2 protein-coding genes are annotated in these 23,175 nt (G+C 71.3%); both read right to left on the bottom strand.

The window, feature by feature from the left end; all coding sequences use genetic code 11:
• Positions 1–27: 27 nt before the first annotated feature.
• Positions 28–4,725, bottom strand: coding sequence for an amino acid adenylation domain-containing protein (locus NRF20_RS39460; RefSeq protein WP_413754117.1), 4,698 nt, complete (start codon positions 4,723–4,725; stop codon positions 28–30).
• A complete protein-coding gene (locus tag NRF20_RS39455) occupies positions 4,722–22,955 on the bottom strand; it encodes an amino acid adenylation domain-containing protein (protein WP_413754116.1) in 18,234 nt (6,077 codons plus the stop codon). Before NRF20_RS39455 ends, NRF20_RS39460 begins: the two co-directional genes overlap by 4 nt.
• Positions 22,956–23,175: the final 220 nt, after the last annotated feature.

The raw sequence follows: 23,175 nt of genomic DNA, 5'->3' as shown, positions 1-23,175 counted from the left end.
CAGAGACCGGCGGTCAGTGGCCGTTGATCAGAGGTGGTCGTCCGCGAACTCGGCTTCGAGGTCGTCGACTTCGTCCTGGTCGAGTTCGAGGAGGGAGAAGTCGGAGGGGGTGTGTCCGCCGGCCGTGGGGTCCGTGGTGTGGGCGGCGAGTCCGGTCAGCAGGGCGAGCCATGTCCGGCCCAGCTCCTGGACGTCGGCCTCCTCCAGGAGTGCTTCGGGCCAGCTGAGGGTGAGGGTCAGTTCGGGGCCGTGCGCGGTGTCCGCGACCACTGCCCCGGCATCGAGGACGTGCGCGGCCGGCATGCCCGGGTCGGCCGCGCCTCCCACGGCGGTGTCCCCGGCCGTCCGCCAGGGCTCGACCGACCCGGCACTGGCACCGGCTTCGGTTTCGGCTCCGGGAGCTGTTTCGGTTCGGGCTCCGGCGGTCGCGAACCGGCCCAGGTAGTTGAAGCCGATCTGCGGCACCGGCAGCGCCTCCAGCACCGGCCCGGTCCGCGGGTTCAGCCAGCGCAGCAGGCCATGACCGAGCCCGTCACCGGGCACCGCCTGCACCTGCTCCTTCACCCGCTTGACCAGCACACCGGCCGCCCCGCCACCGGCCGCGGCCTCGGCCAGGTCCACTCCGGAGGCGTCCAACCGGACCGGATAGGCCGCGGTGAACCAGCCCACCGTCCGCGACAAGTCCATGGCCTGCGACAACGGCTCACGCCCATGCCCCTCGACCTCCACCAGGAAGCCACCCGACACCGAACCCGACGCCGACACCGTTCCTGCCGCCGTCGCCGTGGTGGCCGTCGCCGGACGCCAACGAGCCACCGCACCGGCCAGCGTCGCCAGCAGCACCTCATGCATCCCGCAGTGGAAGACTCCCGGCACCTCACCCACGAGCACCCCGGACTCCCCCGCCGGCACCGACCACGAGGACCGACGCAACGACGCCACCGTGTCGACGGCCGGATCCAGCGGTCGCCGGCCGATCAGCGGCTCCCCCTCACCGGCCGTCCCCGCGGCGGTCGAGACCAGGTCCACCCAGGCATCCAGCTCACCCACCCGAGCCGGACTGTCCGCGGCCCGCCGCAGACCCCGCGCCCAGGCACCAAACGACGTCCCGACCGGCTCCAGCTCCGGGACCCCGCCCGCAGCCGCCGTCTCGCACGCGCTGCGCAGGTCAGGCACCAGGACCCGCCACGACACCCCGTCCACCGCAAGATGATGAGCCGCGAGCACGATCCGACCCACCCGGCCAGGACCGGCATCCACCCACACCACCAGCACCATCACACCCGCGGCCGGATCCAACCGCCCCACCGCCCGCACGGCCGCACCCACCGCGACCCGGTCCAGCTCACCCTCGGCCACACCCACAGCATCCACCCGAGCCACCAAAGCGGACGCGTCGATCTCGCCCGCCTCAGGAACCACCAGCACCCGGTCACTCCCCACCCGGGCCCGCAGCATCCCGTGGGCCTTCACCAGCGCGGCCACACCCACCTCCAGCACACCGATACCGAGCCCGGCCGGCGCACCCACCACCGTCCACTGAGCGAACTCACCACGCAGCGCGTGGGTGCCCACCGACCGCATCGCCGGCGTCCACGGCACCTCGCCGACACCCGTGTCCGCAGCCTCCGCGGACGCGTCCTCGGTCGGGACCATCACCGTCGCCAGCCGCTCCGGGGTCTTCTCCTCGAAGATTTGGCGAGGCGTCACCACCCAACCGGACCGACGCGCACGCGACGCGAGTTGCATCGACATGATCGAGTCGCCGCCCAGCTCGAAAAAGCTGTCCGCGACCCCGACCTTCTCCAGCCCCAGCACTTCGGCGAACAGGGCGCAGAGCGTCTCCTCTGCGGGCGTCTCCGGGGCACGCGTACCGGTGGACGCGAGCTCGGGCGCGGGGAGCGCGGCTCGGTCGATCTTGCCGTTCACGGTCAGCGGGAAGGCGTCGAGTGCGACGATCGCCGAGGGGACCATGTACTCGGGCAGGCGCGTGGCGGCGAAAGCACGTACGTCCTCGGCGTCGACGTCGTCATCCACCTCGCCGACGGTGTATCCGACCAGCCGGCCGTCACGGACCACGGCCACGGCCCGCTCGACCTGCGGATGGGCGGCCAGGACAGCTTCCACCTCGCCCAGCTCGACCCGGAACCCGCGGATCTTCACCTGCTCGTCCGCACGGCCGACGAACTCCAGCAGACCGTCCGCCGTCCATCGCGCCAGGTCCCCGGTGCGATACATCCGCCCCGTGCCGTCACCGAACGGGCACGCGACGAACCGTTCCGCCGTCAGATCAGAACGGCCGACATAACCGCGGGCCAAGCCCTCCCCCGCGATGTACAACTCGCCCGCCACACCCACCGGAACAGGCCGCAGAAAGCCGTCCAGCACATAGGTGCGGACATTGCCCAGCGGACGGCCGATCGACGGTGGGGCATCCTCACCCGTGATGTCCTCCTCCAGGAGGACGGCGGTGGTGATGACGGTGGCCTCGGTGGGCCCGTAGGTGTTCCACACACGGGCGCCCTGGCGCCACTTGGCCGCGAGACCGGCTTCCAGCCGCTCCGCACCCAACACCCAGTTCCGCACCCCCGGAACCGAGGCCGGCTCCAGCACGCCCAGCAGCGACGGAACCACACTCGCGCTGTCGACCCCGTTGAAGTCGACCATCGCCGCCAGCGCAGCGCCGTCCTGACGCTCCTCCGCCGACGCGACCGCCAGCGTGCCCCCGCCCGCCAGCGTCACCGCCACATCCAGCACCGCCGCGTCGAAACTGAACGACGCGAACTGCAACACCGTCACCCCAGGCTCCGCACCCAGGACAGGACGCATCACCGACGCCAGATTCGCCACCGACGCGTGCGCCACCGCCACACCCTTGGGACGCCCCGTCGACCCCGACGTATAAATCACGTACGCCAACTGGTCGGGAGTGACGTCCGGCAGCACACCGTCACCGCTCACCAGCTCATCAAGGAGAACCGTCTCGACGTCCACGGACAAGCGCCCAGCCGTCTCGCCGGTGACCAGCACCAGCTCGGCGCCACTGTCCGCGACCATGAACAGCAGCCGGTCCGAGGGGTACTCCGGATCCAGCGGCACATACGCCCCGCCGGCCTTCCACACCGCCAGCAGCGCCACCACCATCTCCGCACCACGCGGCAGGCACAACCCCACCCGCGACTCCCGACCCACCCCACGAGCCACCAGACCCCGCGCCAGCGCATCGGAACGCGCATCCACCTCGGCATACGACAACGGCCGGTCACCGAACCACAACGCCACCGCCTCCGGTGCCCGCACCGCCCACCCACGGAACCGCTCCACCACCATCGACGCATCCACATCCCGCGCCGTGCCGCTCCACTCCTCCACGACCGCGGACCACTCGGGTCCGTCGAGCAGGCCGACGTCGCTCACCCGCAGACTCGGCTCGGCCGCCACCTGTTCCAGCACCCGTATCAGCCATCCGGCGATACGGGCCGCCGCCTCCTCGTCGAAGAGGTCCGGCCGGTGCGTCATAACGATCCGGAGGCTGTCGTCGGGCACGACGCCGAGGGTCAGCGGGAAGTTGGTGGCCTCGTGCGCGTCCATGCGGGTGAAGGAGATCGTGCCGGTGGCAGGCGCCCCGTCCGGCGGCGTCGGGTAGTTCTCATAGACCACGAGGGTGTCGAACGTCGCCCCCGGCCCCGCGAGCCCCTGCACCTCGCTCAACCCCAGGTGCTGATGCGGCATCAGCGACGACTGCCGCGCCTGCAGGTCGGTGAGCATGTCCAGCACCGGTTGGCCACCGACCAGTTGCACCCGCACCGGCAGTGTGTTGATCATCAGGCCGACCATCGATTCCGCACCCGGCAGATCCGCGGGCCGCCCGGACACCGTCGCGCCGAACACCACGTCGTTCCGTCCCGTCAGCCGGGACAGGACCAGCGCCCACGCGCCCTGCACCACCGTGTTGAGCGTGAGGTCTCGGCCGCGGGCCAGCTCCCTCAGCCGTGTGGTGGTCTCTTCGGAAAGATCCAGGACGAGGTCCCGCGGCAGGACGGCGACCTCGGCCCCGCCGGCCGCCTGGGGTGCCACGAGCGTCGGCCCGTCCGTCCCCGCCAGCTCTCCCCGCCACGCGGCCCGCGCAGCCTCCCGGTCCTGGCGGCCGAGCCAGGACAGGTAGTCGCGGTAGGAGGTGACGGGCGGCAGTACCCGGATGTCTCCACCCGCCGTGTACACCGCCTCCAGCTCGTCGAGGAGCACCGGCATCGACCAGCCGTCCAGCAGGATGTGATGGGTTGTCACCACAAGGCGGTGGCGGCCTGCACCGAGGCGGGCCAGCACCAGCCGGAGCAAGGGTGGGGAGGCGGGGTTCATCCTGTGTTCCCGCTCCTCGCGGGCCAGTTGCTCGAACCGGCTCCGGGCCTCGCCCTCGTCGAGGTCCGAAAGGTCGACGTCACGCCAGGGCAGCGACACGCTCCGTGAGATGAGCTGTACCGCCTCGCCGGACTTGCGCCGTTGGAAGCTGGCGCGCAGAACGGCGTGGCGCTTGACCAGCGCCTCCCAGCAGGCGCGGAAGAGCTCGGTGTCCAGGGGGCCGTCCACGCCGAGGACGCACTGGAGTCCGTAGACGTCCGGGCCCTCGTCGTCGTACGAGGAGTGGAAGAGCATCCCCTGCTGGAGGGGCGAGAGCGGCCAAACCTCCGCGAGAGCGGATCCCTTGGCGGGCGTCGAGGGCTTCACAGGGACCGTCCTTCGTCGAGTTCGGCGGCTATGGCTTCGAGGTCGTCGACTTCGTCCTGGTCGAGTTCGAGGAGGGAGAAGTCGGAGGGGGTGTGTCCGCCGGCCGTGGGGTCGGTGGTGTGGGCGGCGAGTCCGGACAGCAGGGCGAGCCATGACCGGCCCAGCTCCTGGACGTCGGCCTCCTCCAGGAGTGCTTCGGGCCAGCTGAGGGTGAGGGTCAGTTCGGGGCCGTGCGCGGTGTCCGCGACCACTGCCCCGGCATCGAGGACGTGCGCGGCCGGCATGCCCGGGTCCACCGCGCCTCCCACAGCGGTGTCCCCGGCCGTCCGCCAGGGCTCGACCGACCCGACCCCGGCTGCTTCTCCACTGGCACTGGCACCGGCATTGGCGCCGGCACCGGCTTCGGTTTCGGCTCCGGGAGCTGTTTCGGTTCGGGCTCCGGCGGTCGCGAACCGGCCCAGGTAGTTGAAGCCGATCTGCGGCACCGGCAGCGCCTCCAGCACCGGCCCGGTCCGCGGGTTCAGCCAGCGCAGCAGGCCATGACCGAGCCCGTCACCGGGCACCGCCTGCACCTGCTCCTTCACCCGCTTGACCAGCACACCGGCCGCCCCGCCACCGGCCGCGGCCGCGGCCAGGTCCACTCCGGAGGCGTCCAACCGGACCGGATAGGCCGCGGTGAACCAGCCCACCGTCCGCGACAAGTCCATGGCCTGCGACAACGGCTCACGCCCATGCCCCTCGACCTCCACCAGGAAGCCGTGGGAGTCGATGCCCGTACGGCCCTCGGTCCCGGTCCCGGTCCCGGTCCCGGTCCCGATCCCGGTTCCGGTCCTGGGACTCGCGTGTCGGCGTGCCACCGCACCGGCCAGCGTCGCCAGCAGCACTTCATGTACTCCGCAGTGGAACAGCCGCGGGGTATCGCCGACGAGCACCGCGGCCTCCGCGGCAAGGACCGACCAGGAGAGCAGGCGCAGGGTTGACGTCGTATCGACGGCCGGATCCAGCGGTCGCCGGCCGATCAGCGGCTCCCCCTCACCGGCCGTCCCGGCGGCGGTCGAGACCAGGTCCACCCAGGCATCCAGCTCACCCACCCGAGCCGGACTGTCCGCGGCCCGCCGCAGACCCCGCGCCCAGGCACCAAACGACGTCCCGACCGGCTCCAGCTCCGGGACCCCGCCCGCGGCCGCCGTCTCACACGCGCTGCGCAGGTCAGGCACCAGGACCCGCCACGACACCCCGTCCACCGCAAGATGATGAGCCGCGAGCACGATCCGACCCACCCGGCCAGGACCGGCATCCACCCACACCACCTGCACCATCACACCCGCGGCCGGATCCAACCGCCCCACCGCCCGCACGGCCGCATCCACCGCGACCCGGTCCAGCTCACCCTCGGCCACACCCACGGCACCCACCCGAGCCACCAAAGCGGACGCGTCGATCTCGCCCGCCTCAGGAACCACCAGCACCCGGTCACTCCCCACCCGGGCCCGCAGCATCCCGTGGGCCTTCACCAGCGCGGCCACACCCACCTCCAGCACACCGATACCGAGCCCGGCCGGCGCACCCACCACCGTCCACTGAGCGAACCTGGGCCGCAGCGCGTCCGTACCCATCGACCGCATGAGCGGTGTCCACGGCACCTCGCCAACACCCGTGTCCTCTGCTTCCGTGGTCGCGTCCTCCGCAACGGCCGCGACCATCGCCAGCCGTTCCGGGGTCTTCTCCTCAAAGATCTGGCGAGGCGTCACCACCCAACCCGACCGGCGCGCACGCGAGGCGAGTTGCATCGACATGATCGAGTCGCCGCCCAGCTCGAAGAAGCTGTCCCCGACGCCGATCGCGTCCGTCTCCACGCCCAGCACCTCGGCGAACAGCGCACACAGCGCTTCCTCGGCCGCCGTGCCCGGCCGTCGTATTGAGGCGGAGGCCCGGAACTCGGGATCGGGAAGCGCGGCCTTGTCCACCTTGCCGTTCACCGTCAGGGGGAACGAGTCGAGTACGACCACCGCCGCCGGAACCATGTACTCCGGCACACGCTCAGCGACGAACGCACGCAGTTCGGTCGCCTCCGCCCCACCCACGACATGACCGACGAGCTTGCCGTCGCGCACCGTCACGACGGCGTGGTCAACCTGGGGGTGGGCCTCGAGGGCCGTCTCCACCTCGCCCAGCTCAATGCGGAAGCCGCGGATCTTCACCTGCTCATCCGCACGGCCGAGGAACTCCAGTTGTCCCTCGGCGGTCCAGCGGATCAGGTCGCCGGTGCGGTACATCCGCTCGCCGTCGCCGAAGGGGACGGCCACGAAGCGCTCGGCCGTCAGCTCCGGGCGCCCCGCGTAGCCGCGCGCCAGTCCCGGCCCGGACACGTACAGCTCGCCCACCACACCAACCGGTACCGGCTGGAGGAACTCGTCCAGGACGAACGTGCGCGCGTTGCGCAGCGGACGGCCGATCGGAACGCTTCCCCCTGCCCCGGCTCCTGGGGTGAGGGGCAGGCTCATCGCGGCGCACACCGTCACCTCGGTCGGACCGTAAGCGTTGATCATCCGCCGGCCGACCGACCACCGATCCACCAACCCCGGCAGGCACGCCTCACCCGCCACCACCACCGTCTCCAACCCCGACGGCAACGCCTCCTCCACCGCCAACACACCCGGCGGAACCGTCACATGCGTCGCCCCCACCGCACCCACGGCCTCACCCAACGACACCCGCGGCGGCAACCCCTCAACCCCCGCCACCACCAAAACCGCACCCGACACCCACGCCATGCACAGCTCCGACACCGCCGCATCGAAACTCAACGACGCGAACTGCAACACCCGCGCCCCCGCATACACCCCGAACCGCTCAATCTGCGCCCACGCCAGATTCGCCAGCCCCGCATGCGAAACCACAACCCCCTTCGGCCGACCCGTCGACCCCGAGGTGTGAATCACATACGCCGCATTCGCCACCCGCAACGGCGCCACACGCTCCGCATCCACCACCCGACCCGGCACACACCCCGCCACCGCAGCCACCACCCCCGGATCATCCAGAGCCACCACCCGACCCCGAACCACCCCAGGCAGCACCGACCGCGAAGCCCGCGTGCACAACACCACCACCGGATCCGCGTCCTCCAGCACCACAGCAAGCCGGTCCACCGGATGACCCGGATCCAACGGAACGAAAGCCCCACCCGCCATCGACACCGCCAACAACGCCACCACCGTGCCCACCGACCGCTCCGCCACCACAGCCACCCGCCGCTCCGGACCCACCCCCGCAGCAATCAGATACCGCGCCAACCGACCCGCCTCAGCCTCCAACTCCTCGTAAGTCAGCACACGTTCGCCGGTCGCGGCGGGATCGCCGGATTCGAGAGCGGGCGCGTCCGGCGTCCGCTGCACCTGCTCCGCGAACAGATCCGGCAGCGTCCCGGAGGGCACTTCGGAGTGGATGTCCTGCCAGTCGCGGGTCAGACGGTCCAACCGCTCCTCGTCGAGCAACCCGAGTCGGCCCAGAGACCTCTGCGGGTCCTCCACGAACTGCTCCAACACCCACACCAGCGCGGCCAGTACGTCCTCGGCCCGCGCCCGGTCGAACAGGTCGGAGCGGTGATCCAGCTGCAACTCCATCCGCTCACCCGGCGCGACGATCACCCCCAGCGGGTAGTGACTGGCGTCCCGTGTCCGGCCGCCCGGCCGAATGACCAGAGCGTCCGGGCCGTCCGCCTCAGGGGCAGACTGCGGATAGTTCTCGTAGACGACGAGCGTGTCGAACTCCGCGCCCGGTCCGGCGACCTGCTTGATCTCGGCGAGCCCGAGATGCTGATGGCCCATCAATCCGAGCTGCCGGTGCTGCAGCCGGTCCAGCATCTCCAGTACGGACTCGTTGCCGTCCATCCGCACCCGTACCGGGAGCGTGTTGATGAACAGCCCGATCAGCGACTCCACACCCTGCAGATCCGTCGGTCGCCCGGCGACCGTGGTCCCGAAGACCACGTCCCGCCGCCCGGACAGACGGGCCAGCACCAGCGCCCAGGCCCCCTGCACCACCGTCGCCATCGTGACGCCACCGCGGCGGGCGAGGTCGTTCAGCGCCCGTGTCAACTCGGGTCCGCACTCGGCGCGCACGGCCTCGGGCCGCATCGGCAGCCGCGCGGGATCCGCGGGCGCGACCAGCGTCGGCGCCTCGGCCCCGGCCAGCTCCTCCCGCCACGCGGCCCGCGCCGCCTCCCGGTCCTGGCGGCCGAGCCAGGCCAGATAGTCGCGGTAGGAGCGGACCGCCGGCAGCGATGCGGCGCCGACGCCTGCCCGGTACACCGTCTGGAGCTCGTTCAGCAGGATCGGCAGTGACCAGCCGTCGAGCACGATGTGATGGGTCGTCATCACCAGCCGGTGGTGCCGCTCACCGAGGCGGAGCAGCAACAGCCGCAGCAACGGACCCCGCCCGAGATCGAAGCCCACCGACAACTCGTCCCCGGACAGCCGAGCCGCCTCAGCCTCCGCCTCCACCTGCGACAACCCACTCAGATCCACCTCACGCCACGGAAGCTCCACCTCCCGCGCGACAACCTGCACCGCCTCACCCGACACCGGCCGATGGAACCCCGCACGCAAAATCGCATGCCGCCCCAACACCACATCCCACGAAGCCCGAAGCCGACCCACATCCAACGGACCATCCAAAGCCAGCGCCCGCTGACCCGCATACACATCCGCCCCACCACCGTCATCGAACAACGAATGGAAAAGCAGCCCCTCCTGCAACGGAGACAACGGCCACACGTCCTCCACACCCCCGGACACCGCCGCCTCCAACTCCTCCACCCCCGCCTGAGACAACGACACCAGCGGGAAATCCGAGGGGGTGTGTCCGCCGGCGCCGTCGCGGACCTGCTCCACCAGACTCGACAGTGCGTCCGCCCACGCCTCCAGCAACGCAGCCGCTCGCGGGGCCTCCAGTACCCGCTCCGGCCACGCCAGCACCAGTTCCAGCACCGGAGCACCGCCGCCGGCCGGCTCGCGCACCAGGCCCGTCAGTTCCAGCGCGTGCATCACCGGAGCCTGCGGCGCACCTCCCGCCCCGAACCCCTCGGCGGAGCCGACGCGGCCCAGGTAGTTGAAGCCGACCTGCGCGGAGGGCAGCGCCGCCAAATCATCGGCGGTCTCCGGGTTCGACCAGCGCAGCAACCCCCAGCCGAGCCCGTCACCGGGCACCGCCCGCACCTGCTCCTTCACCCGCTTCACCGACACGCCGCCGTCCGCGCCCAACCGCACCGGACGCGACGACGTGAACCACCCCACCGTCCGCGACAGATCCTCCAAGCCCGCCAGCGGCTCACGGCCATGACCCTCGACATCCACCAAGAGACCGCCGGGCCCCGCCCACCGGCCCACCGCCCCGACCAGGCCGGACAGCAGCACCTCGTCCACCCCGGCATGGAACGCCGCCGGCACCACCGTCAACAGCGCCGCCGTCACCTCCGCCGCAACGGTCACCGACACCTCGCGAACCGTCACACCCACATCCACCACCGGATCCACCGGATCCACCGGCACACACGTGAGCACCACGTCCGGGCCCTCGCCCGCCACCAGCGCACGCCATCCCGACAACTCGGCCACCCGCTCCGGCCGACCCGCCTCCACCACCAACTCCCGCGCCCATGCCCGGAACGACACCGGGACAGGCTCCAGCTCGACGGCTCGTCCCTCGGCCAGCGCCACGCACACCTGCTCCAGGTCGGGCAACAGAACCTGCCACGACACGGTGTCGACAACCAGGTGGTTGGCCACCACGACCACTCGACCAGGAGCCTCCGGTCCTGCGTCCAGCCACACCACCTGCACCATCACACCGGCCGCCGGATCCAGCCGCCCAACCGCCGCCTCAATCTCCCCATCCAGCAGGACGGCCGGATCCACCCCGGCCGCATCCACCCGCACCACCAGCCCGGACACGTCCACCGCATCCGCCTCGGGCACCACCAGCACCCCGGACTCCACCACCAAGCGGGCCCGCAGCACCTCATGACGGCCCATCACCGCCGTCACGGCAGCGACCAGGACCTCAAGGTCCAGTCCCCCCGGCGCCGCCATGACCCCCGGCTGGACGATCCGCCCAACCGCCTCGATGCCGACCCGGTCCAGCAGTTCGCGCATGACCGGGGTCAGCGGCACCTCGCCGACTCCCGTGTCCTCGACGGGCCTCTGCCCCGCTCCACCGGACACCGCGGCCGCCACCAGCGCCAGCCGCTCCGGCGTCTTCTCCTCGAACACCTGCCGCGGTGACACCACCCAGCCCGCGGCGCGGGCCCGGGACGCGAGCTGCATCGACATGATCGAGTCGCCGCCCAGCTCGAAGAAGCCGTCCCCGACCCCGACCTCCTCCAGCCCCAGCACTTCCGCGAAGAGCGCACAGAACGCCTCCTCGACGAGCGTCGACGGGGCACGCGTATCGGCGGAGGCAAGGTCAGGGGCGGGCAGGGCGGGCCGGTCGATCTTCCCGTTGACGGTGAGCGGGAACGCGTCGAGTACGACGATCGCCGACGGGACCATGTACTCCGGCAGGCGGGTGGCCGCGAAGGCCCGCACGTCGTCTACGTCCACGTCGCCGACGACATACCCGACCAGCCGACCATCGCGGACCACGGCCACAGCCCGCTCGACCTGCGCGTGCGCCGCCAAGACGGCCTCGACCTCACCGAGCTCGACACGGAAACCGCGGATCTTCACCTGCTCATCCGCACGCCCCACGAACTCCAGCTGACCGTCCGCCGTCCATCGCGCCAGGTCCCCGGTGCGGTACATCCGCTCGCCGTCACCGAAGGGGACGGCCACGAACCGCTCGGCCGTCAGGTCGGGACGGTTGATGTAGCCGCGCGCCAGACCGGACCCGGCGATGTACAACTCACCCGCCACACCCACCGGAACAGGCCGCAGGAAACCGTCCAGCACATAGGTGCGGACATTGCCCAGCGGGCGGCCGATGGCCGGCGGGGCATCCTCACCCGTAATGCCCTCCTCCAGGAGAATGGCGGTGGTGATGACCGTGGCCTCCGTGGGCCCGTACGTGTTCCACACCCGCGCCCCGACCCGCCACCTGGCCGCGAGACCGGCCTCCAGCCGCTCCGCACCCAACACCCAGTTCCGTATCCCCGAAACGGCCTCTGGCTCCAGCACGCCCAGCAGCGACGGCACCACACTCGCCGTGGACACACCGGCGGCCTCGACCATGGCCGCCAGCGCAGCCCCGTCCTGCCGCTCCTCCGCCGACGCGATCGCCAGCATGCCCCCGCCCGCCAGCGTCACCGCCACATCCAGCACCGCCGCGTCGAAGCTGAACGACGCGAACTGCAACGCCGCCACCCCAGGCTCCACACCCAGGACAGGACGCATCACCGACGCCAGATTCGCCACCGACGCGTGCGCCACCGCCACACCCTTGGGACGCCCCGTCGACCCCGACGTATAGATCACATACGCCAGCTGGTCCGGGTCTACGGCACTCTCCGCACTGGCCGCATCCTCACCGGACTCGATCTCCAGCTCCGCAAGCAGAACGGTCTCCACCTCGGCCGGCAGCCGGTCGGTCGTCTCCTCCGTAACCAGCACCAGCTGGGCCTCGCTGTCGGCGACCATGAACGCCAGTCGCTCGGAGGGGTACTCCGGGTCCAGCGGCACGTACGCCCCGCCGGCTTTCCACACCGCCAGCAGCGCCACCACCATCTCCGCACCACGCGGCAGGCAGAGTCCCACCCGCGACTCCCGACCCACACCCCGCGCCACCAGCCCGCGAGCCAGCGCGTCGGAGCGTGCGTCCACCTCGACATACGACAGTGCCAGGTCGCCGGACCGCGCCGCGATCGCGTGCGGGGTCTCCACGGCCCAGCCGCGGAACCGCTCCAGCACTGTGCCGGGCTCCCCCGCCTGGGCGGTGGCGTTCCACTCCTCCACCACCGCGGCCCGCTCGGATTCGTCCAGCAGCTCAAGCCGACCGAGCCGGACCGCCGGGTCCTCCGCGATCCGCTCCAGCGCCCGTACCACGCGATCAATCAGGGCCTGAGCGGCCTCAGCGGCGAAGGCGTCCGGACGGTAGTCCAGCCGCAGAAGCAATCCCTCCTCGGGCCGGACGCCCAGCGCCAGCGCGAAGCTCGTCGACTCGCGCGACGCGACATCGGAGATCGCGAGACCCGGCACGGACGGCTGTGCCGCAGGATCGCCGGGGTAGTTCTCGAAGGCCAGCAGGGTGTCGAAAGTCGCGCCGGGACCCGCGGCCCGCTGGACCTCACTGAGCCCGACGTACTGATGGTCGAGCAAGGCGGACTGCCGCGACTGCAAGTCGCCCAGCGCCTCGTTCACCGACCGCGACGCATCCAGCCCCACCCGCACCGGCAGCGTGTTGATGAACAGCCCGAGCATCGCCTCCATCCCCGCAAGCTCGGCCGGACGACCCGCGACCGTCGCCCCGAACACCACCTCACGACGCCCCGTCAGCTGACCCAGCACCAGCCCCCACGCCAGCTGCACCACGGTGTTGAGCGTCACCCCCGCACCACGGGCGACCCGCTCCAGGCCCTCGACCAGCCCGTCCCGCGCCTGGACGGTGAGCGACCGTGCCAATACGGCGTCCGTCCCAGCGATGGTCGGCGCGACGAGTGTCGGCTCCTCGACGGCCGCCAGCTCGGCCCGCCACACCTCCAGAGCCGCGCCGGTGTCCCGACCGGCCAGCCACGCCCAATACGAGCGCGACGACACCGGAGCACCGAGCCCGACCACGCCACCATCCGCCGCATAGAGCGCCCACAGCTCCCGCAGGACCAAGGGAAGCGACCACCCGTCCAGCAGCAGGTGATGCAGCGTCACCACCATCCGGAACCGGCGACGGCCGACGCGCACCAGCGCCACCCGCACGAGGGGAGGTGCCGCGAGGTCGAACCGCGCGGCCCGCTCCTCGACACCCACCCGCTCCGCAGCATCCTCGGCCAGGCCCCGCACATCCACCTCGCGCCACGGCAGCTCCGCCCGCTCCACGATCACCTGCACGGGACCATCAGCGCCCGCCACCTGCACAAACCCGGCCCGCAGTGCCGCATGCCGGTCAATCAACGCCTGCCACGCCGCCCGCAGCCGAGCCCCGTCCACCTCACCCTCAAGCGTCAGAACCATCTGCTCGACATAGACATCCGTCCCCTCCTCATCGAAGAGAGAGTGGAACAGCAGACCCTCCTGAAGCGGAGCGACCGGAAGAACATCCTCCAGCCCCGCGACCGCCGCCTCGACCTCCTCGACACCGGCCTGAGACAACGACACCAGCGGGAAATCCGAGGGGGTGTGTCCGCCGGCGCCGTCGCGGACCTGCTCCACCAGACTCGACAGTGCGTCCGCCCACGCCTCCAGCAACGCACCCGCCCGCTGGGCCTCCAGTACCCGCTCCGGCCACGCCAGCACCAGTTCCAGCACCGGAGTACCACCGCCGGCCGGCTCGCGCACCAGGCCCGTCAGTTCCAGCGCGTGCATCACCGGAGCCTGCGGCGCACCTCCCGCCCCGAACCCCTCGGCGGAACCCACCCGGCCCAGGTAGTTGAAGCCGACCTGCGCGGAGGGCAGCGCCGCCAAATCATCGGCGGTCTCCGGGTTCGACCAGCGCAGCAACCCCCAGCCGAGCCCGTCACCGGGCACCGCCCGCACCTGCTCCTTCACCCGCTTCACCGACACGCCGCCGTCCGCGCCCAACCGCGCCGGACGCGACGACGTGAACCACCCCACCGTCCGCGACAGATCCTCCAAGCCCGCCAGCGGCTCACGGCCATGACCCTCGACATCCACAAGAAAACCGCCGGGCCCCGCCCACCGGCCCACCGCCCCGACCAGGCCGGACAGCAGCACCTCGTCCACCCCGGCATGGAACGCCGCCGGCACCACTGTCAACAGCGCCGCCGTCACCTCCGCCGCAACGGTCACCGACACCTCGCGAACCGTCGCACCCACATCCACCACCGGATCCACCGGCACACACGTGAGCACCACGTCCGGGCCCTCGCCCGCCACCAGCGCACGCCATCCCGACAACTCGGCCACCCGCTCCGGCCGACCCGCCTCCACCGCCAACTCCCGAGCCCACGCCCGGAACGACACCGGAACGGGCTCCAACTCCACAACACGTCCCTCAGCGCACGCCGTCACGGCCCGCTCAAGATCCGGCAGCAGCACCTGCCACGACACCGTGTCGACGACCAAGTGATTGGCCACCACCACCAACCGCCCCGGAACCTCCGGCCCCGCGTCCAGCCACACCAACTGCACCATCACACCGGCCGCCGGATCCAACCGCCCAACCGCCGCCTCAATCTCCCCATCCACCAGAACGGCCGGATCCACCCCAACCGCATCCACCCGCACCACCAGCCCGGACACGTCCACCACATCCGCCTCGGGCACCACCAGCACCCCGGACTCCACCACCAGACGGGCCCGCAGCACCTCATGCCGCTCGAACACGGCCTGTACGGCTGCGACGAGCGCCGCGCGCTCCAGGCCCGGAGGCACTGTCAGCACACCCGGCTGAACGATCCGGCCCACCCGCTCCGGCCCGACCCGGTCGAGCAGTTCCCGCATCACCGGCGTCAGCGGCACCTCACCGACGCCGGTGTCCTGGCGTCGTGCGTTCTCCAGGCCAGACGAGGCAACGGCCACCAGCGCCAGCCGCTCCGGCGTCCTCTCCTCGAAGATCTGTCGGGGCGACACGATCCACCCTGCGGCGCGGGCCCGGGCGGCGAGCTGCATCGACATGATCGAGTCGCCGCCCAACTCGAAGAAGCCGTCCCCGACCCCGACCTCCTCCAGCCCCAGCACTTCAGCGAACAGGGCGCAGAGCGTCTCCTCCGTGGGCGTCTCCGGGGCACGCGTACGGGCGGACGCGAGGTCGGGCGCGGGCAGTGCGGGGCGGTCGATCTTGCCGTTGACGGTGAGCGGGAACGCGTCGAGTACGACGATCGCCGACGGGACCATGTACTCCGGCAGCCGCGTGGCGGCGAAGGCCCGCACGTCGTCGGCGTCCACCTCGCCGACCGTGTACCCGACCAGCCGACCATCGCGGACCACGGCCACAGCCCGCTCGACCTGCGCGTGCGCCGCCAAGACGGCCTCGACCTCACCGAGCTCGACACGGAAACCGCGGATCTTCACCTGCTCATCCGCACGCCCCACGAACTCCAGCAGACCGTCCGCCGTCCATCGCGCCAGGTCCCCGGTGCGGTACATCCGCTCGCCCTCACCGAAGGGGACGGCCACAAACCGCTCGGCCGTCAGGTCGGGACGGTTGATGTAGCCGCGCGCCAGACCGGACCCGGCGACATAGAGGTCACCCGTGATGCCGTCGGGTACGGGGCGCAGGGCCGCGTCCAGAACATAGGTGCGGACATTGCCCAGCGGGCGGCCGATGGGCGGCGGAGCGTCGTCGCCGGTGATGCCCTCCTCCAGGAGGACGGCCGTGGTGATGACGGTGGCTTCGGTAGGCCCGTAGGTGTTCCACACGCGGGCGCCCTCACGCCACTTGGCCGCGAGACCGGCTTCCAGCCGCTCCGCACCCAGCACCCAGTTCCGTATCCCCGAAACGGCGTCTGGCTCAAGGACCCCCAGCAGCGACGGCACCACGCTCGCCGTGGTCACATCGGCGGCCTCGACCATGGCCGCCAGCGCAGTCCCGTCCTGCCGCTCCTCCGCCGACGCGATCGCCAGCGTGCCCCCGCCCGCCAGCGTCACCGCCACATCCAGCACCGCCGCGTCGAAGCTGAACGACGCGAACTGCAACGCCACGACCCCGGGCTCCACACCCAGGACAGGACGCATCACCGACGCCAGGTTCGCCACCGACGCGTGCGCCACCGCCACACCCTTGGGACGCCCCGTCGACCCCGACGTATAGATGACGTAGGCCAGCCCGCCCGGCTCCGCGCCAGCGTCCGGGAACTCGCCGGTCGCGATCTCCAGCTCGTCGAGCAGCACCGTGCCGACGCCGTCCGGGAGTCGGTCCGCGGTCTCGGGCGTCACCAGCACCAGGTCGGCGCCGCTGTCGGCGGCCATGAACGCCAGTCGCTCGGAGGGGTACTCCGGGTCCAGCGGCACGTACGCCCCGCCGGCCTTCCACACCGCTAGCAGCGCCACCACCATCTCGACCCCGCGGGGCAGGCACAGTCCCACCCGCGACTCCCGACCCACACCCCGCGCCACCAGACCCCGCGCCAACGCATCGGAGCGTGCGTCCACCTCGGCGTAGGACAGGGCTCGTTCCCGGGACCACAGCGCCACCGCCTCGGGCGTGCGCAGCGCCCACCCGCGGAACCGTTCCAGCACTGTTCCGGGCTCCGGCGCCTGGGCGGTGGCGTTCCACTCCTCCACCACCGCGGCCCGCTCGGATTCGTCCAGCATCTCGATGTGGCTCAGCCGCTTCCGCGGATCGGCCGCCATCTGCTCCAGCACCTTGACCAGGCGGCGAGCCATCCGGAGGGCGTTTCGGTGCCCGAAGACGTCGGTGCGGTAGTCGAGGTGGATGGCGAGGCCGTCGGCCGGGGTGACCCCCAGTGCCAGGGCGAAGTTGGTCGACTCGCGGAGCTCGGTGGCCGTGACGGTGAGCGGTTCGCCGAGGGGCTGGGCGTCGAGGTCGCCGGGGTAGTTCTCGAAGGCCAGCAGGGTGTCGAAAGTCGCGCCGGGACCCGCGGCCCGCTGGACCTCACTGAGCCCGACGTACTGATGGTCGAGCAAGGCGGACTGCCGCGACTGCAAGTCGCCCAGCGCCTCGTTCACCGACCGCGACGCATCCAGCCCCACCCGCACCGGCAGCGTGTTGATGAACAGCCCGAGCATCGCCTCCATGCCCGCAAGCTCGGCCGGACGACCCGCGACCGTCGCCCCGAACACCACCTCACGACGCTCCGTCAGCTGACCCAGCACCAGCCCCCACGCCAGCTGCACCACGGTGTTGAGCGTCACCCCCGCACCACGGGCGACCCGCTCCAGACCGCGCACCAGTTCGGCGCTCGCGTGGTCGGTCACCCGGTCCAGGACGACGGACGCCATCGCACTCGTCTCCGTCGGCGCGACGAGAGTCGGCTCCTCGACGGCCGCCAGCTCGGCCCGCCACACCTCCAGAGCCGCGCCGGTGTCCCGACCGGCCAGCCACGCCCAATACGAGCGCGACGACACCGGAGCACCGAGCCCGACCACGCCACCATCCGCCGCATAGAGCGCCCACAGCTCCCGCAGGACCAAGGGAAGCGACCACCCGTCGAGGAGAAGGTGATGCAGCGTCACCACCATGTGCGCGCGTCCGGCGCTCTCCCGGACGAGTGCCACCCGCAGCAGCGGGGGTGCCGCGAGGTCGAACCGCGCGGCCCGCTCCTCGACACCCACCCGCTCCGCAGCATCCTCGGCCAGGCCCCGCACATCCACCTCGCGCCACGGCAGCTCCGCCCGCTCCACGATCACCTGCACGGGACCATCAGCGCCCGCCACCTGCACAAACCCGGCCCGCAGTGCCGCATGCCGGTCAATCAACGCCTGCCACGCCGCCCGCAGCCGAGCCCCGTCCACCTCACCCTCAAGCGTCAGAACCATCTGCTCGACATAGACATCCGTCCCCTCCTCATCGAAGAGAGAGTGGAACAGCAGACCCTCCTGAAGCGGAGCGACCGGAAGAACATCCTCCAGCCCCGCGACCGCCGCCTCGACCTCCTCGACACCGGCCTGAGACAACGACACCAGCGGAAAATCCGACGGCGAGTAGCCACCCGCCCCGGCCTGGACATCCGCGACCAGGCCGGCCAGGACACCCGTCCACGCCTCCAGCAGGCCGCGCGCCCGTCCCTCGTCCAGCAGCCGCTCCGGCCAGGCGAGCATCAAGTCCAGCACCGGACCGTCCGCCGACTCCCGCACCGAAACCAGCAACTCCAGCGGGTGCATCACCGGAGCCTGCGGCGCACCTCCCGCCCCGAACCCCTCGGCGGAGCCGACGCGGCCCAGGTAGTTGAAGCCGACCTGCGCCGAGGGCAGCGCCGCCAAATCATCGGCGGTCTCCGGGTTCGACCAGCGCAGCAGCCCCCAGCCGAGCCCGTCACCGGGCACCGCCCGCACCTGCTCCTTCACCCGCTTCACCGACACGCCGCCGTCCGCGCCCAACCGCACCGGACGCGACGACGTGAACCACCCCACCGTCCGCGACAGATCCTCCAAGCCCGCCAGCGGCTCACGGCCATGACCCTCGACATCCACAAGAAAACCGCCGGGCCCCGCCCACCGACCCACCGCCCCGACCAGACCGGACAGCAGCACCTCGTCCACCCCGGCACGGAACGCCGCCGGCACCACCGTCAACAGCGCCGCCGTCACCTCCGCCGCAACGGTCACCGACACCTCGCGAACCGTCACACCCACATCCACCACCGGATCCACCGACGCATCCGTGAGCACCACGTCCGGGCCCTCGCCCGCCACCAGCGCACGCCATCCCGACAACTCGGCCACCCGCTCCGGCCGACCCGCCTCCACCACCAACTCCCGAGCCCACGCCCGGAACGACACCGGGACAGGCTCCAACTCCACAACACGCCCCTCAGCGCACGCCGTCACGGCCCGCTCAAGATCCGGCAGCAGCACCTGCCACGACACCGTGTCGACGACCAAGTGATTGGCCACCACCACCAACCGCCCCGGAACCTCCGGCCCCGCGTCCAGCCACACCACCTGCACCATCACACCGGCCGCCGGATCCAACCGCCCAACCGCCGCCTCGATCTCCCCATCCACCAGAACGGCCGGATCCACCCCAACCGCATCCACCCGCACCATCAGCCCATCAACCGGCACCATGGGACTCTCCGGCACCACCAGCACCCCGGACTCCGCCACCAGACGGGCCCGCAGGACCTCATGCCGCTCGAACAGGGCCGCCACCGCGTCCCGCAGTGCCCCCTCGTCCAGTCGCGCCGGCGCCTCCACCGTCATCGACTGCACGACCGAGCGGACGCCCTCGGCACCGACCCGGTCCAGCACCTCGCGCATCACCGGCGTCAGCGGCACCTCACCGACGGCGGAGTCCGCCACGCGAGGGCCCTCCGCTCCCCCGTCGACCGGTGTCGCCACCCCGGCAAGCCGCGCCGGGGTCCGCAGCTCGTGCACCTGGCGAGCCCGGACGACCAGACCGGCGCGGCGGGCCCGCGACACCAGCAGCATCGCCGTGATCGAGTCGCCGCCCAGCTCGAAGAAGCTCTCCTCGGCCCCGACCTCCTCCAGCCCGAGCAGCTCGGCGAACAGGGCGCAGAGCGTCTCCTCCGTGGGCGTCTCCGGGGCACGCGTACGGGCGGACGCGAGGTCGGGCGCGGGCAGTGCGGGGCGGTCGATCTTGCCGTTGACGGTGAGCGGGAACGCTTCGAGTACGACGATCGCCGACGGGACCATGTACTCCGGCAGCCGCGTGGCGGCGAAGGCACGGACGTCCTCGGCGTCCACATAGCCGTTCACCCCGCCACTCACCTCGTCATTCACTTCGCCGACGGTGTATCCGACCAGCCGGCCGTCACGGACCACGGCCACGGCCCGCTCGACCTGCGGATGGGCGGCCAGGACAGCTTCCACCTCGCCCAGCTCGACCCGGAACCCGCGGATCTTCACCTGCTCATCCGCACGCCCCACGAACTCCAGCAGACCGTCCGCCGTCCATCGCGCCAGGTCCCCGGTGCGATACATCCGCCCCGTGCCGTCACCGAACGGGCACGCGACGAACCGTTCCGCCGTCAGATCAGAACGGCCGACATAACCGCGGGCCAAGCCCTCCCCCGCGATGTACAACTCGCCCGCCACACCCACCGGAACAGGCCGCAGAAAGCCGTCCAGCACATAGGTGCGGACATTGCCCAGCGGACGGCCGATCGACGGTGGGGCATCCTCACCCGTGATGTCCTCCTCCAGGAGGACGGCGGTGGTGATGACGGTGGCCTCGGTGGGCCCGTAGGTGTTCCACACACGGGCGCCCTGGCGCCACTTGGCCGCGAGACCGGCTTCCAGCCGCTCCGCACCCAACACCCAGTTCCCGATCCCCGAAACGGCCTCCGGCTCAAGGACCCCCAGCAGCGACGGCACCACACTCGCCGTGGTCACACCGGCGGCCTCGACCATGGCCGCCAGCGCAGCCCCGTCCTGCCGCTCCTCCGCCGACGCGACCGCCAGCATGCCCCCGCCCGCCAGCGTCACCGCCACATCCAGCACCGCCGCGTCGAAACTGAACGACGCGAACTGCAACACCGTCACGCCCGCCTCAGCCCCCAGTACCGGGGTCATCGCCGAGGCCAGGTTCGCCACGGAGGCGTGCGCCACCGCGACACCCTTGGGACGCCCGGTGGAACCGGACGTATAGATCACGTACGCCAACTGGTCGGGAGTGACGTTCGGCAGCACACCGTCACCGCTCGCCAGCTCGTCGAGGAGAACCGTCTCGACGTCCGCGGACAGACGGCCGGCCGTCTCGCCGGTGACCAGCACCAGCTCGGCGCCACTGTCCGCGACCATGAACAGCAGCCGGTCCGAGGGGTACTCCGGATCCAGCGGCACATACGCCCCGCCGGCCTTCCACACCGCCAGCAGCGCCACCACCATCTCCGCACCACGCGGCAGGCACAGCCCCACCCGCGACTCCCGACCCACCCCACGAGCCACCAGACCCCGCGCCAGCGCATCGGAACGCGCATCCACCTCGGCATACGACAACGGCCAGTCACCGAACCACAACGCCACCGCCTCCGGTGCCCGCACCGCCCACCCACGGAACCGCTCCACCACCGTCGACGCATCCACATCCCGCGCCGTGCCGTTCCACTCCTCCACCACGAGGGCACGCTCGTCGTCCCCCACCAGTCCGATCCGCCGCACCGGCGCCGTCGGGTTTCCGACCGCCCGCTCGACGAAGCCGACCAGCGACCGGTGGACCGCCCGTACCCACGTCTGGTCGTAGAGCGCCGCGTTCGCCTCGACGGTGATCTCGATGGCCGAGCCCGTTCGGTCGATCAGTACCCCGAAGTCCTCGACGAGTCGGGTCGACACGTCCCGTGCCTCGCCTCGGCAGTCACCGAAGGCCAGGTCTCCGGCGCGCGGCAGGATGTTCACGTAGGGGCCGAAGTGCCAGCGGTCGCCCTCGGGCCAGCCCAGCTCGCGGCGCAGCCGCTCGCCCCGGTAGCGCTGGTGCCGAAGCAGCTCGCCGACGGCCTCGTCGGCCGTGCGCGCTATGTCGAGCAGGCTCGCTCCGGCGGGGACCGGGAACCGCAGGGGCAGCATGTTCGCCCGGGTGGTGCGGGCCCGCAGGTCCGCCTCGCCGATGCGCCCGGTCACGGGCAGGCTGAGCAGCGCCTCCGCCGACCCGGCCAAACCGCTGACGAAGGCGCCGGCGGCGGCAAGGAGGAGCCGGGAGGTCCGCAGGCCGACGCCGTCCGCCGCGGTGCGCAGCGCGTCGGCGGTGCCGGATGCGAGGCGGCCCGTCTCGCGCAGAACCGCGCCGGTGCGGGGCTCGTCCTTCGGGGAAAATCCTGAGACGCCGGAAAGGCGTGAGACCTCCGCCAATTCCGGCCGATCCGAGAATCGGTCGCAGAGATACCTTTGATCTTCGGTGAATTCGGTGGAGTTCCGATACCTGGCGTCGGCGTCCAGGGTCTCGGCCCACGAGATGTGCGGGGACTCCGGGTGTTCCTCGCCCATGACGAGCGCCGAATACACCTCCGCGACCCGGCGCGCCATCAGCGTGCACGAATATCCGTCGAGCAGCAGGTGGTTATAGCCCTGGAACCAGCAGTACCGGTGGGAATCGAGGCGGAAGAGCACGAAGGAGAACAGTTGGCCGCCGAGCGGGTCCTCCACGCGGGCGAGTTCCTCGCGCATCCGGTGGTCGATCCACGCCCGCCGGTCGCCGCCGCCGGTCCCGTCCGGCTCCTCGATGCGCAGCGACCAGCGCCGGGCGGCGTCCGGCACGACGCGCACCTCGCCGACCGCGTCCTCGGCGAATCGCACGCCCAGGATCTCCGTCTCCTCGACCGTCCGGCGCAGCGCCGCCTCGAAGGCGGGCACGTCGAGCGCGCCCGTGATCGCGACGGCCTGCCCGACGCTGTAGAGGGCGCGCGGGCCTCCCAGGCGCTGCGCGTGCCAGATCCCTTCCTGGCTGTCGGACAGAGGAAAACCGCCACCGATTCGCTCGCTCATACGACGCTGAACCCCTATTCCCTCTCCATGGGCATGCATCTGCCCAATGCACCATTTCGCAGGAAACGCAAGGCAAAAGAGCTTCGACTCGGGAAGCTCTTGAGAATGTCCACCCGTGGACCGAAAAGCCCGGCGGAACGTCTTCAAAGCCCGTTCACGACCGGGGCCGGTCAATCAGAACAATACCTAGGGGACGGCGTCGTCCAACCCGCCGTTCTGG

This window comes from Streptomyces sp. R-74717 (genome assembly GCF_047305335.1).
GTDB lineage: Bacteria > Actinomycetota > Actinomycetes > Streptomycetales > Streptomycetaceae > Streptomyces > Streptomyces atratus.
The sequence above is the reverse complement of the archived record's forward strand: the minus strand, read 5'-3'. Positions and strand labels throughout refer to the sequence as shown.